Genomic DNA, 13,182 nt, shown 5'->3' on the forward strand with positions numbered 1-13,182 from the left:
GAAAAAAATGATGATTGGACTAATTAGTTTATTGGGCTTGTTACTTATGAGCGTACCTATTAACGCAGACGCCAGTATCCCAATTAACATTAATGCTACACTAGTATCGCGTAATACAGATGGTACTTCTAACAAAAGGGAACAAAAGTTAGCAAGACAGGATTGTAAAGTTGGTGGTCAATTTCCAATACCCGAGGTGAAGGGATATTCACCCGATATCACAGATATTCCTAAATTCATTACTCCTAATATGGCCAACCAGCAGCATCAACTTACGTACTATGCAGAGGTTGCTAAGGTTATTGTCAACTACGTTGATCAGACTCAGCAAAAACTACAATCTCAAACAATTCTAGATAAGGGAACCATTGATGGAAAATATCAAATTGACAATCCCCAAATTTCAGATTATGAACTATTAAATCCAGATAAATTGACTGGTTCCATTACTCAAACTGAACAAATTATAACTTTGAAATTTAAAAATAAGACAGAACAGCCTGAAAAAGATCCAAAACCGGATCCAGAGCCAGAGCAGCCGGATGAAACTAAGCCAGAAAAACCCGATCAACCAGATGAAGATTTAACTCCAGAAGAACCGGATTTAAAAAAAGAGTTATCAGTGACTATTCAACAATTAACTGACTCCGGTAAATTACTACAGCAAGAAGTCAGACAACTTACCGATGAGCAGCTACAGGAATTATTTCATCAACAATGGGCGTTAACTGGCTATCAGTTTAATCGTTACCAGTATGACGATGTTAATCAAGTTTTAAAAATAATTTATCATCCGTGTTCGGTTAACGTTGTTGTAGTCGCTAGAGATGCTTTAGGTAATCAGTTAACTAGCGAACGAGTAACTGGCGAGTTTGGCTCCTCCTTGACGATTAACGCGCCAATTATAAAAGGTTATCAAGCTAAGGTGCAGTCACAAATTATTCAAGTAGCTTCATTAAAACCAGCAGAAGTGGTGTTTATTTATGAACCAGAAACCACCATGGAAGAAATAATAAAATCTGATAAAGTTGAAGCTGAATCGATGATTCCAGAAACCGCAAAAGCTAAGCCGCTTCAAGTTGATAATGATTTACTTTCCACAGCGGATCAAAAAATTAAACCAGCTAGTAAAGGGAAGCCAACTAAAGCCGCCGTTAAATTTATCAATCCAAAAAGGTCTAGTAAACCCAATAGTTCGCAAGTTTTAAAAAGATCAGCAAAAAAATTACCACAAACTAGTGAAGCTAATATTGGCGGGTTGTTAACAGTATTAGGGACTTTAACTTTAATGGAAATTGGTTGGTTAAAACTTAAAAGCAAGCGAAAATAGTGGTCAAAGTGGGTAAAGTATGTTAAATTGGACAGAGTAATAAATGACCGAGTGACTTTTAGGAGGCGCCAGCTTGTATAATTTGTTATTAACATTACTTCTGATCGATTGTGTTTTAATTACAATTGCAGTTTTAATGCAACCATCAAAAACTAACGACGCTATGTCAGCTTTAACTGGCGGCGCCGATGATTTGTTTGCAAAGCAAAAACCACGTGGGTTTGAAGCATTTATGCAAAAAACTACTTTGGTATTAGGAATTATTTTCTTTGCCCTTTCATTAGCGTTAGTTTGGATTTCATCACATTAATAATTAAGACCTCCTGTTTCAATACAGGAGGTTTTTTATTATAATTAAGTTATTGATGTTTAAATGAGGAGGGTGTTCAATGATTGCACGACCAGAACCATTTTATTTTAAGCACGGACCACAAGGAATTATTTTACTACACGCCTTTGCGAGTAATCCTAATGATGTGCGATTGTTGGCACGACAACTTGAACGCCTGAATTATTCAGTCTATGCTCCTATGTTAACGGGCCATGGCACTGGCGATTTTACGGATATTTTAGTGAATGCTAATCCCCAAATTTGGCAAGCAGACGTCCAAAAAGCTATTGAATTTATGCGTGCTGAACAAATGGAGTCCATTAGTATTTTTGGGATTTCTCTAGGGGGCATTTTTGCCACTTGGGCATTAGAAGAAGATCCCCAACTATTAATGGGAGGTGCGTTTGGATCTCCGATCGTCAGTGACGATAATTTTAATGTTCATGGTACGTTTATGCAGATGGCAAAGGCGGACTATCAACGACAAAAGATGTCTCAGTCGATGATGACAGAAAAGCTGGCTTGGTTAGATGATCATGTGGATGATCAACTGGCTGCGATTGCTAGTTTTACGCATGAAGTGGCTGCTAAGTTAGCAACTATTAAGCAACCTTATTTCATAGCTCAAGGAACCAGAGATGAGATTATTAATCCTAATAGTGGTAAGCGACTAGCAGAGGTACTTATTGGTCATAATGCTCAATTTCATGAATATGATGCTGGCCACATGCTAACAGTTAATGGCGCTCATCATCAGTTAGAAGAAGATTTAATTTCCTTTTTGAAGGAAAACAATAAATAGTAAACGAGGAAAAATGATTGCAAGAGCAAGATAAAAACTTAAAAAAAGAGATAGAAGATGTTTTACGGACTAATCCGGATGCGGCTTTTACCGTTGAAAAAATTGCAGATGTATTGAAGTACCATGGCTCTGCAGCTTTTAAATTAATTGTGCAGGAATTAGTATCACTGGAAAGAGATGAGATGGTGGTAGTTACCGATAATGGTAGTTTCCAGTTGAATCCGGAAAAGCGTAAACTAACCGGAATTTTCCATGCTAACGATAAAGGTTTTGGATTTGTTGCTTATGATGAAAATCAGCCAGATGCCTATATCGCTCCTGATAATACTATGTACGCCTTAAATGGTGACGAAGTGGAATTTGAAATCACCAGACCAGCCGCTGGTAGTGATCGAGGGCCAGAAGGTAAAGTGGTGGCCATCACCGAAAGAAAATATCAAACGGTGGTAGGTCCATTTAATCAAGGCGAAGATGATCATGGATTTTATGGTCACCTTAAATTAACCGATAAGAAGATTTCTAAGTATCAATTCTATATTTCAGATATCGGGATCAAACCAACTGCAGGAGAGGTTGTAACCGCTCAAATTACCGAATATCCTAATGCAGAACATCCAGATTACATGGTTGGGATTGCAGAACAGGTCATCGGTTCAGTGGATGATCCTGGAATTGATATTTTACAAATTGTTTATGCTCACGATATTCCCGCAGAATTCCCTACTGATGTATTGGAAGCAGCGGATGCTATTCCAGACCATGTCTTAGACGAAGAATTAGAAGGTCGAGAAGATATTACTGACCAAACGTTGGTGACTATTGATGGCGAATCTTCAAAGGATTTGGATGATGCCGTTACTGTTTGGAAACTACCAAACGGCAATTACCATTTAGGGGTTCATATTGCTGACGTTAGTCATTACGTTACCCCAGGGAGTGTCATCGATAAAGAAGCTTATCAACGGGGAACTTCAGTTTATTTAACTGATCGAGTAATTCCAATGTTGCCTAGAAGGCTTTCTAACGGAATTTGTTCTCTTAACGAGGGTGTTTTACGACTTTGTATGAGTTGTGATATGGAAATTGATCCGGAAGGTAACGTTATCAAACACCGGATTCACCCAAGTTACATGAAATCAAAAGCACGGATGACTTATACTGCTGTTAACCAAATCATTGAGGCTCATGATGAAAACACTATGAACCGCTATAAAGATTTGGTACCAATGTTTGAAGATATGGCTGATTTACACCGAATTCTTTACAAGAACCGGAAAAATCATGGTGCCATTGATTTTGACGATCGCGAAGCAGAAATCATCGTAGACGAAAAAGGTCACGCAGTTGATATTAAACTACGGGTTCGGGGCTTAGCTGAACGAATGATCGAATCATTCATGTTGGCTGCTAACGAAACTGTTGCTCAACACTACTTTGAAGCTAACGTGCCATTTCTTTACCGGGTCCATGAAACCCCAGATGCTGATCGCATTAAGAACTTCTATGAATTTTTAACTGCTTTCGGGATTAACGTTAAGGGTGATCCAGAACACATCAAGCCTAAAACTTTACAAAACGTGTTAAAGAAAGTTGCTGGCCAACCCGAAGAAGCCATGGTTTCGGTGATGTTGTTAAGAAGTTTGAAGCAAGCTAAGTATTCTGATCAATCACTAGGACACTTCGGATTAGCTGCACCATTTTACACCCACTTTACTTCACCAATTCGACGATACCCAGATACTACGGTTCACCGTTTAATTCATTATTATGAAGATAATGGTATTAACGCTGAAACTAAGAAAACTTATGCTGGCGTATTAGACGAAATCGCAGTTCATTCTTCTGAAACAGAACGGCGAGCAGTTGATGCAGAACGGGATACTGACGCAATGAAGAAGGCTGAATATATGGCTGATCACGTTGGTGAAGAATTTGATGCTGTAATCAGCTCTGTGCTTAAGTTTGGGATGTTTGTGGAACTACCTAACACAGTAGAAGGGTTGGTCCATATTAGCCGAATGAATGATGATTACTACGAATATGTAGAACAATTCATGGCTTTGGTAGGTCGCGGCACTCGTCGGACTTATAAGATGGGTCAACCAATTCGAGTTAAGGTGGTTAATGTTGACGTGGAACATAGTGCAGTTGACTTTGATATCGTTAATCCGGAAGAAACGCCAGTTAGTGATATTTTGCCTAAACGCAAGCCACGTTCTAATAACGGCCGCAGAAATAACGACCATCGTCGCAGCAATAAAGATGGTCAAAAGAATCATCACGGTGGTAATCGCAATGGTTCTCAACGAAGAAATAATTCTCAATCGGGAAACAAACCACGCCACTAATTTTTTAGTAAAGGGGTGAGCCAATTGGTTAAACATAAGCCAACGCCCAAAGATGATAATTTAATTGCTACAAACCGAAAAGCTCGTCATGACTATTCGATTTCTGACACCTATGAAGCTGGAATTGTTTTAACTGGTACGGAAATCAAGTCTTTACGGGATCGACGAGTTAACTTAAAAGATGGTTTTGTTCAAATTCGTAATGGAGAAGCTTGGTTGATGAATGTGCATATCAGTGAGTATGCACAAGGCAATCAGTTTAATCACGATCCATTACGTAATCGGAAACTGTTGTTGCACCAAAAAGAAATCAATAAACTCCAGCAAGCTACTAAGGAAAAGGGAATTACAATTGTTCCCTTAAAGATGTACCTTAAAAATGGCTTTGCAAAAGTGTTGATTGGAGTAGCAACTGGGAAACACGAATACGATAAACGTGAAGATATTAAAGCACGGGATCAAAAGCGCCAAATTGATCGTGTGATGAAACACTACTAATAAAAAAGACAACCCTAATAGGGTTGTCTTTTTTATTTAATGTTAAGTTAGACACCGAATATATCGGGTTGCTTAGTTGTTTTTTTATGGCGGCCAAACAAAGGGGTCATCTGAGGATGTCCCAAAGCAGCGATTAAAGCTAACACTATGGGGGTGGATTCATTGTCTGTTAGAATCACTTGACGCCATTGTCCATTTTGACCAAACGGGTCAGCTTTAGCGATTAACCTTGCATGTTGGCGAATTTGGTATTTTTGAGTACGTCGATTACCAATTGCTTGCCACGAAGAACTTAGCAAGACGATTTCTGTGGCTAGAATGGAATGATGCCAGTTAGATTTCATTATTAGGTTTTTGTCAGCAATGATGGTGAACATGGCATTTTTACCGGCAGTTAGTTGTTTGATTTCTAGGATTTCGATTCCTTGAGGGCTGTATACCGCAAAACTATCACCAGCAATTCCCCAGGTCCCCATAATTAAAAAACGGGTGCGATGATGCTCATCAACAACCTTGGTAATTTGAGAGTGATCTAATTCAGTTTGATTAAAATATAAGTTCATTGTCATTTGATCAATCCTCAATTTCGTTTTCTACATTTTAACACGTTCCGATTTTTTAGGGACTGTTATTTAAATAGCAATATGATACAATAAATGTTGAGGTGTTGGGAATGAAACCGTTTATTCACAATGACTGGTGGCAAGTTTTAAAACCAGAATTTGAACAGAATTATTATCGGGATTTACATAATTTTTTGGTAACTGAATATCAAACCCAAAATATTCATCCTGATATGAATCATATTTTTGAAGCTTTTAACCTAACTCCATTTAGTGAAGTTAAGGTAGTTATTTTAGGGCAGGATCCGTATCATGGTCCTAACCAGGCCCATGGATTAAGTTTTTCAGTGCAGCCAGGAGTACCAATTCCACCATCGTTGCAAAATATCTATAAAGAGTTACACACCGATGTAGGATTTGAACCAGTTAACCACGGCTATTTAGTTAGTTGGGCTAAACAAGGAGTTTTAATGCTTAACTCTGTTTTGACGGTCCGGGATGGTCAGGCTTTTTCACACCGTAACAAGGGGTGGGAACGGTTAACTGACACCGCAATTAAGAGACTATCTGAGCGTGAAAAAACGGTAGTCTTTATTCTTTGGGGACGGGCTGCTAGAGACAAGGTCCGGCTAATTGATACAAGTAAAAACATTGTTATTGAGTCTCCACATCCCAGTCCTCTTTCTGCTCATCGCGGATTTTTTGGTTCTAGACCGTTTTCTAAAACTAATGATGCCTTAATTAAATTGGGTGAAACACCAATTGATTGGCAATTACCCGCGAACGTGTAATAATTACTTAGTGTTTTAATTAAATTACTTACTGGAGGTTTTACCATGGATTTGTTTGAAAGTATGAAAGCCAAGATTAACGGTAAAAATATTAAAATTGTTTTTCCTGAAGGCGATGACGTCCGGATCTTGGGAGCAGCATCTCGTTTAGCCACAGATAATTTAGTTGCCCCAATTGTTTTAGGTGATGAGGCTGAAATTATGCAATTGGCTGATGACAATAAAATTGATATGAGCCAAGTATCAATTATTGATTATCTAAAACAACCAGCCGATGAAATTGACGCAATGGTAGCTGCAATTGTTGAACGACGAAATGGTAAAACTGATGAAGCCAAGGCCCGTCAATGGCTTCAAGATCCTAATTACTTTGGGACTACAATGGTTTACATGAACAAAGTAGATGGGATGGTTTCAGGTGCCAACCATCCAACTGGTGATACTGTTCGTCCAGCACTCCAAATTATTAAAACCAAGCCAGGGGTTAAATTAATCAGTGGTGCATTCATTATGCAACGTGATGATGAACGTTATCTATTTGCTGATTGTGCTATTAACATTGAATTAGATGCTGCTGGAATGGCAGAAGTTGCTGTAGAAAGTGCTGCTACTGCTAGACGATTTGATATTGACCCTAAGGTTGCGTTACTTAGCTTCTCCACTAAAGGCTCTGCTAAGGGAGAGATGGTTACCAAGGTTCAAGAAGCTACTAAGTTAGCTCAAGAAAAAGATCCTGAAACGCCAATTGATGGTGAATTACAATTTGATGCAGCTTTTGTTACTTCAGTAGGGGCTAAAAAGGCACCAGGTTCTAAAGTGGCAGGAAATGCTAATGTCTTTGTCTTCCCAGAACTTCAATCTGGTAACATTGGTTACAAGATTGCTCAACGTTTAGGCGGTTTTGAAGCAATTGGTCCGATCTTACAAGGTTTAAACCAACCAGTATCAGATCTTTCTCGAGGTGCTAACGAAGAAGATGTTTATAAAGTAGCTATTATTACTGCTACCCAAGCACTATAATTTAAATATCAAAAAAATCCGGACACCATTTGATGTTCGGATTTTACTATTGGAGGTCCAAATGACACAAATAATTAAATTAAATACTCCTGATCAAACAATGAAATTGGGCCAAAAATTAGCTCAGTTACTTCAACCACAAGACTTAATATTATTAGATGGAGATTTAGGTGCTGGTAAAACCACGTTTACTAAGGGATTAGCTAGCGGTTTGGGAATTACAAGACCCGTTAAAAGTCCTACTTTTACAATTGTTCGAGAATATCAAACGGGGCGTTTACCGCTCTATCATATGGATGTTTACCGATTGGAAGATGGCGGTGGTGAAGAACTGGGGTTAGAAGAGTATATTAACGGTGATGGTGTAGTGGTTATCGAGTGGTCTGAATTTGTTGCGGCTGAGTTACCGGATGAATTTTTACGAATTAAATTTGAACGTAACGATGAAAATGGGGATAATTCTCGGGTAGCAACTTTGACCGCTCAAGGTTCACACTATGAAAAACTTTTAGCTGAACTAGGAGAAGTATAATGGCCGAAGTTAATATTAGGGTTGCCGAACCAGAAGACGCAAAGGACATCTTGAATTTATTGCGACAGTTAGAGACGGAGTCAGATACTTTCTTAGTAGATGCAGATTTATCCCAAATTACTGCTGAAATGGAAGCTCACCAGATTGAATTAATTAATCAAACTCGTACCAATTTTTTAGGGGTGGCTGAGTATGATGGACAACTAATTGGGATAGTAACAGTTGATGAAGTGGATCAAAATGGTGAAGTGGGAATTGCAGTTCTAAATGAATTTCAACAAAATGGAATTGCAACTGCTTTGCTAGATATGAGCATTGATTGGGCTGAAAATTATAGTCAACTAACGGAACTTATCCTTAGTGTTTACGTTGATAATATTGCTGCAGTTAAGCTGTATCGTAATTTTAACTTCGAAGTTATAGCGACGGTGAGTGCTAAGCGTGCGCAATATCAAATGAAACGCCAATTAAAAAAGGCTTAACCATTTAGGTTAAGTCTTTTTAGTTTTGCATTTTAATAAATGGTGAAATAGCAGCATGCCCAAATTGTTGTTCTTGAGCAATCAAAATATTGGCACAAGCAACACTATCATCCAAAGCATTATGGTGATTTTCTAAAGTAATATTTAATTGGTCACACACTGTATTTAATTTATAATTTTCGAACTGCGGATAGAAATTACGAGAAGTTTTGACGGTATCTAAAGTGGGGTATTTAACTAGTGGAATAGCATAACGTTCCAACGACTTTTTTAAAACGCTGTTATCAAATGAAGCGTTATGGGCCACAATCAATTGTTGGGATGCAAATAGATCTTGAATATGATCCCAAATCATAGGAAAGGTGGGAGCACCTAATACATCTGCTTCATGGATTCCGTGGACTTTAATATTTTGCCAGTCAAAGTTAGTTTCTGGATTAATTAAAGAATAAAATTTAGAAGTTACCTGGTCATTTTCTACCAGGGTTAGGGCAATTGAGCAGGCGCTAGCTCGCTTTCTAGATGCCGTTTCAAAGTCCATTGCTACAAAATTCATCTAATCACCTCACAATCGTCAAAAGTATAACGGTTGAAATAGTAAAATGCAAGGAAGTAATTTGCTCACCGCCCTATTAATCGGGTAAAATAAGGTATTAAACAAAAAAGGATCGAGAATATGCAGACAAGAGAAATATTTGAGGAACATTTTAATTCCCAACTGGAAATGTATTTTGATCAACCATTGGGGCTTTACACCCATACCAAAACCGGAGGACCTGCTGATGTGGTTGCTTTTCCTACCTCTAAGGAGCAAGTCCAAGCATTAGTCCAAATTGCTAATGATAACCAAGTACCGGTTACTGTTATTGGAAATGCCAGTAATTTAATTATTAGAGATGGTGGCATTCGAGGATTAGTAATTATCTTAACTAAGATGACTGACGTGAAAGTAAGTCAAAATGAAATTACGGCGTGTGCCGGGGCCGCGATCATTGAAGTTACCAAGGTAGCCCAGGGAGCCAGCTTAACTGGACTAGAATTTGCTGCGGGAATTCCCGGTAGTGTGGGAGGCGCCATTTTTATGAACGCTGGAGCCTATGGTGGCGAAATTAAAGAAGTAGCTACCGGGGCAGATGTGTTAACCGCTCAAGGTGAATTTAAGCATTTAGATGCAGAAGAACTAGACTTTGGTTATCGTCATAGTAGTGTTCAAGATAACGATGACATCGTTTTAAGTGCTACCTTTACTCTTCAACCGGGAGATCCGGTAGCTATTCAAGCTCAAATGGATGATTTAAACGCTCGTCGAGCTGCCAAACAGCCTTTGGAACTACCATCTTGTGGGAGTGTCTTTAAACGACCTACTGGCTACTTTGCGGGTAAGCTAATTCATGATGCCGGCTTGCAAGGATTTCAAATTGGTGGTGCTCAGGTATCTACTAAGCACGCTGGTTTTATCGTTAACGTTGGTGGTGCTACAGCGACTAACTATATGGATGTGATTCGTCACGTCCAAGAAACCGTTTTGGATAAATTTGGAGTGGTATTAGAAACTGAAGTTAGAATCCTAGGTGAAAATCCTCGAATTTAAAGGGGGCTACTTAATTGGAAATATTAGAATCAGTAATTATGCTGATTAGTTTAGTATTGGTCTCCAATATTTTGGACCACTTTATTCCGGCAATTCCTGTTAGTTTAATTCAAGTAGGATTGGGATTAATCATGGCATTAGCGTTTAAAACGACAATCCCGCTTGAAACAGATTGGTTCTTATTGCTATTCGTGGCGCCATTACTGTTTAACGATGGTCGGAGGTTTCCTAAGAAGGAGTTATGGAAACTTCGAGGTCCGATTATGGCTAATGCCATCTGGTTGGTATTTTTAACGACTATAGTAGGTGGTTTTGCCTTTCATTTATTGATGCCAGCAATGCCGTTGGCTGTATGTATAGCGTTAGCAGCTATTTTATCGCCCACTGATCCGGTGGCTGTTCAGTCTATCTCGCAAAGAGTTGACTTGCCAGAAAATGTTTTGCATTTAGTTAGTGGTGAAAGCCTTATTAACGATGCTAGTGGCCTGATTGCGTTTAAATACGCAATTGCCGCTACCGTAAGCGGTACGTTTGTATTGTCTAAAGCTGCATTGGATTTTACCTATATTAGTTTAGTGGGCTTTGCCGTAGGGGCCGTTTTAATGATCGCCATTTTGTTGTTAGAAGAATGGCTATATCGTCACGGAATCAATGACGTAATCTTTATCACGGTTCTTCAAATCACAACGCCGTTTGTTATTTACCTGTTAACCGAAGAACTAACTCATGCTTCAGGAGTGATTGCGGTGGTAACCGCTGGAATTATTTCTCACATTTATGATGGAGGAATTAAAAATCAGCCGGAATTAACCCTGGTGCGAGAAAAAACTTGGGATATTATTATCTATACGCTAAACGGAATCGTGTTTCTGATTTTGGGCGTAGAGCTACCGTTAGCTACTACTAAATTAATCGTGGACGATCAAATTAGTACGCTTGGGGCCCTTGGTATTTCATTTTTAGTTTGGGTAATTTTGCTCTTAATTCGGGTGCTTTGGATTTTTATTTACCAAGTGGCCAACAGATCTAAGAAGCAGGAGTTCAGTACTAAAACAGTTCGTTATAGCTTTAAAATGGCTATATTAGCTGGTTTATCTGGAGTGCGTGGAGCAGTAACGATGGCAGGGGTACTGTCAGTACCATTAGTTATTAATTCTGGAGCTGCCTTTCCAGCTAGATCATTAATGCTGTTTGTGGCTGCTGGCGTAATTATTATCAGCTTGGTAGCAGCTACCATTACCTTACCGTTGGTCTCTGCTAGCAAAGGGCCTATTGTTACCAGAGCATTAGCAGCATCGCGCAATGCTAATTTTGGCGAGACCAATGAGCAACCGGCATCCGCGGAAAAAATTAGTGAAGATGAAGCTCGAATTTACATTATGAAAATGGCCATCCAAAAAATTGAAGAGGAACGACGAGAGGAAAATTCTCGAGAAGTTTTTGAATTAATTTTAGATTACCAATTTCTGATTCGAAATTTAGAGTTGAAATTGCAAGATACAGATGCAATGAATAAGGTCTTGGCGGACGAATTAGCCCTGCGGCGAGTGGCTTTAGCAGGTGAACGGGAAGCTTTAGAAAAGCTACATTCTGAAAATTCTATTTCCGACAAAACCTATGCGTTTGCTAATCGGCGACTAGCTCATCAGGAAACACAGTTACAGCATTCTTATATTGCTCATGCTAATCATCGTGGCAGTGACATTGTTTACTGGCTGAAACGAGCTAAAAAGTGGTTGGCAGTGCGATTCTACCAGAGCAAAGAAACTGACGTGGAAATGGCTGAATTTTCACTAGCTCAGCGAGAGCAAGCTAAGGCAGCGATTCAAAGTTTGTCTCAGTATCTGGCTCGAGATGATATTGCTCAGCAACGTTTTGAAAGTCAGTCAGTTTATCATTTGATTGTGCGTTACCGAAATCAAATTGAACGAGCTGGCAATTCTAACGAACAATTTCAAGCTGAGCGAGATGAACGACAGTATCAAAATTTACGAGTTCGTGGATTAGCCGCTGAAAGAGAAGGGGTCCAAATTTTATTGGAACAAGGACACATTGATTGGTCGCTAGCCACTAAGTTGAGACAATACATCAATTATTCAGAAACAGTATTAATTACTGATAATGGAGAAGATGAATCAAACTAAAAAACAGACGAGATAACTTAGAAACTATTGTTTCTAGTTATTCTCGTCTGTTTTGTTATTATTGGTACTAATTAAATGAAGTGACCAGTAAATGACTACCTGTACAAAAGTTAGCAATATCATAAAGCGAATGGCCTTTGCCGACCACATATTTAGTAACGGTTGAATAAAGAGGGATGGGGTCATGAATAGGTAAATCGTATGGATACGTAAAAACCTACCGATGAAAATTCCAATTGATGATAATATTGATAAAACTAATATCCCAATGGGAGCACTCCATTTAGGTAGATGTAGCCGATCAATAATACCGGAATTAACCTGATTCATTCCCCACATTCCCAGGATGGTGGACGGAATAGCGCTGACAATTAGAAGGGTAAAATTTAACCACATGGAATTGTCTAGACGTAGTAGTCCATTGGATCCGTAAGGCTCTAGTAATGAGAGATGAAATAAATCCGTTAATAAATACGGAGCATTGGGATAAAAAAGCAACCAGACTAATGAAATCAACCAAAATAAAAGTCCGTTTTGCGGTCTTTTTTTCCCAATATGAAAGCTTAACTCGATTGGAATATAAGCCAAAAAGGTATTTAAAATTAAAAAGGTAAACGGAGGTCTAGTTAGGGCGGCCAAAATACCTAACCAAGCAAGATAAAATCCCCGAATTGCCCATTTTTGTAGTTGATTCATGAATGCCAACTCCCTTTCACCACTATTAAACTCTATTTAGGTTGAAAATGCTAA

14 protein-coding genes are annotated in these 13,182 nt (G+C 38.8%); 11 read left to right on the forward strand and 3 right to left on the reverse strand.

Annotation, left to right across the window (positions count from 1 at the left end; translation table 11 throughout):
* Positions 1–7 precede the first annotated feature (7 nt).
* The 5 genes from FC56_RS03740 to smpB all read left to right on the forward strand — a co-directional run bounded on the left by FC56_RS03740 (position 8) and on the right by smpB (position 5,309).
* On the forward strand, positions 8–1,330 hold the full coding sequence (locus tag FC56_RS03740) for a MucBP domain-containing protein (protein WP_225425419.1): 1,323 nt from the start codon (positions 8–10) through the stop codon (positions 1,328–1,330).
* A 73-nt stretch (positions 1,331–1,403) separates the two neighbouring features.
* On the forward strand, positions 1,404–1,640 hold the full coding sequence (gene secG / locus FC56_RS03745) for a preprotein translocase subunit SecG (RefSeq protein WP_054669320.1): 237 nt from the start codon (positions 1,404–1,406) through the stop codon (positions 1,638–1,640).
* Between the two features lie 79 nt (positions 1,641–1,719).
* A complete protein-coding gene (locus tag FC56_RS03750; RefSeq protein ID WP_056978107.1) occupies positions 1,720–2,463 on the forward strand; it encodes an alpha/beta hydrolase in 744 nt (247 codons plus the stop codon).
* 17 nt (positions 2,464–2,480) lie between these two features.
* The gene (gene rnr / locus FC56_RS03755; RefSeq protein ID WP_056978108.1) at positions 2,481–4,811 is read left to right on the forward strand and encodes a ribonuclease R; all 2,331 of its coding nucleotides are present in this window, start codon (positions 2,481–2,483) and stop codon (positions 4,809–4,811) included.
* A 24-nt stretch (positions 4,812–4,835) separates the two neighbouring features.
* Positions 4,836–5,309, forward strand: a complete 474-nt coding sequence (smpB, locus tag FC56_RS03760) for an SsrA-binding protein SmpB (RefSeq protein WP_054669315.1) — start codon at positions 4,836–4,838, stop codon at positions 5,307–5,309.
* 47 nt (positions 5,310–5,356) lie between these two features.
* Here the strand turns inward: smpB and FC56_RS03765 are convergent, their stop codons facing one another.
* Complete coding sequence (locus FC56_RS03765; RefSeq protein ID WP_056978109.1) at positions 5,357–5,878, reverse strand: LURP-one-related/scramblase family protein; 522 nt, start codon at positions 5,876–5,878, stop codon at positions 5,357–5,359.
* Positions 5,879–5,982: 104 nt separating this feature from the next.
* Here FC56_RS03765 and FC56_RS03770 point away from each other — a divergent pair, with 104 nt between their 5' ends.
* From FC56_RS03770 to FC56_RS03785, 4 genes are all read left to right on the forward strand, one after another.
* Complete coding sequence (locus FC56_RS03770) at positions 5,983–6,663, forward strand: uracil-DNA glycosylase (protein WP_056978110.1); 681 nt, start codon at positions 5,983–5,985, stop codon at positions 6,661–6,663.
* Between the two features lie 45 nt (positions 6,664–6,708).
* Positions 6,709–7,683: a phosphate acetyltransferase gene (gene pta / locus FC56_RS03775; RefSeq protein ID WP_056978111.1), complete on the forward strand. Its 975-nt coding sequence runs from the start codon at positions 6,709–6,711 to the stop codon at positions 7,681–7,683.
* A 61-nt stretch (positions 7,684–7,744) separates the two neighbouring features.
* Positions 7,745–8,215 (forward strand): tRNA (adenosine(37)-N6)-threonylcarbamoyltransferase complex ATPase subunit type 1 TsaE, encoded by a 471-nt coding sequence (tsaE, locus tag FC56_RS03780; RefSeq protein WP_056978112.1) that lies wholly within the window; start codon positions 7,745–7,747, stop codon positions 8,213–8,215.
* On the forward strand, positions 8,215–8,697 hold the full coding sequence (locus tag FC56_RS03785) for a GNAT family N-acetyltransferase (RefSeq protein WP_056978113.1): 483 nt from the start codon (positions 8,215–8,217) through the stop codon (positions 8,695–8,697). Before tsaE ends, FC56_RS03785 begins: the two co-directional genes overlap by 1 nt.
* Positions 8,698–8,716: 19 nt before the next feature.
* Here FC56_RS03785 and FC56_RS03790 read toward each other — a convergent pair whose 3' ends face one another.
* A complete protein-coding gene (locus FC56_RS03790) occupies positions 8,717–9,253 on the reverse strand; it encodes a 3'-5' exonuclease (protein ID WP_056978114.1) in 537 nt (178 codons plus the stop codon).
* Positions 9,254–9,373: 120 nt separating this feature from the next.
* Between FC56_RS03790 and murB the strand changes: the two genes are divergently transcribed.
* The gene (gene murB, locus FC56_RS03795) at positions 9,374–10,288 is read left to right on the forward strand and encodes a UDP-N-acetylmuramate dehydrogenase (protein WP_056978115.1); all 915 of its coding nucleotides are present in this window, start codon (positions 9,374–9,376) and stop codon (positions 10,286–10,288) included.
* A gap of 14 nt (positions 10,289–10,302) precedes the next feature.
* Positions 10,303–12,432 (forward strand): cation:proton antiporter, encoded by a 2,130-nt coding sequence (locus FC56_RS03800; RefSeq protein ID WP_056978116.1) that lies wholly within the window; start codon positions 10,303–10,305, stop codon positions 12,430–12,432.
* A gap of 33 nt (positions 12,433–12,465) precedes the next feature.
* On the opposite strand, the gene FC56_RS03805 is transcribed toward FC56_RS03800, so the two are convergent.
* Entirely contained in the window at positions 12,466–13,128 is a 663-nt protein-coding gene (locus FC56_RS03805) for a DUF1361 domain-containing protein (protein ID WP_056978117.1), read from the reverse strand.
* Between the last annotated feature and the right edge of the window lie 54 nt (positions 13,129–13,182).

It is taken from the genome of Lentilactobacillus senioris DSM 24302 = JCM 17472 (assembly GCF_001436555.1).
In the GTDB taxonomy this organism is placed as follows: Bacteria; Bacillota; Bacilli; order Lactobacillales; family Lactobacillaceae; genus Lentilactobacillus; species Lentilactobacillus senioris.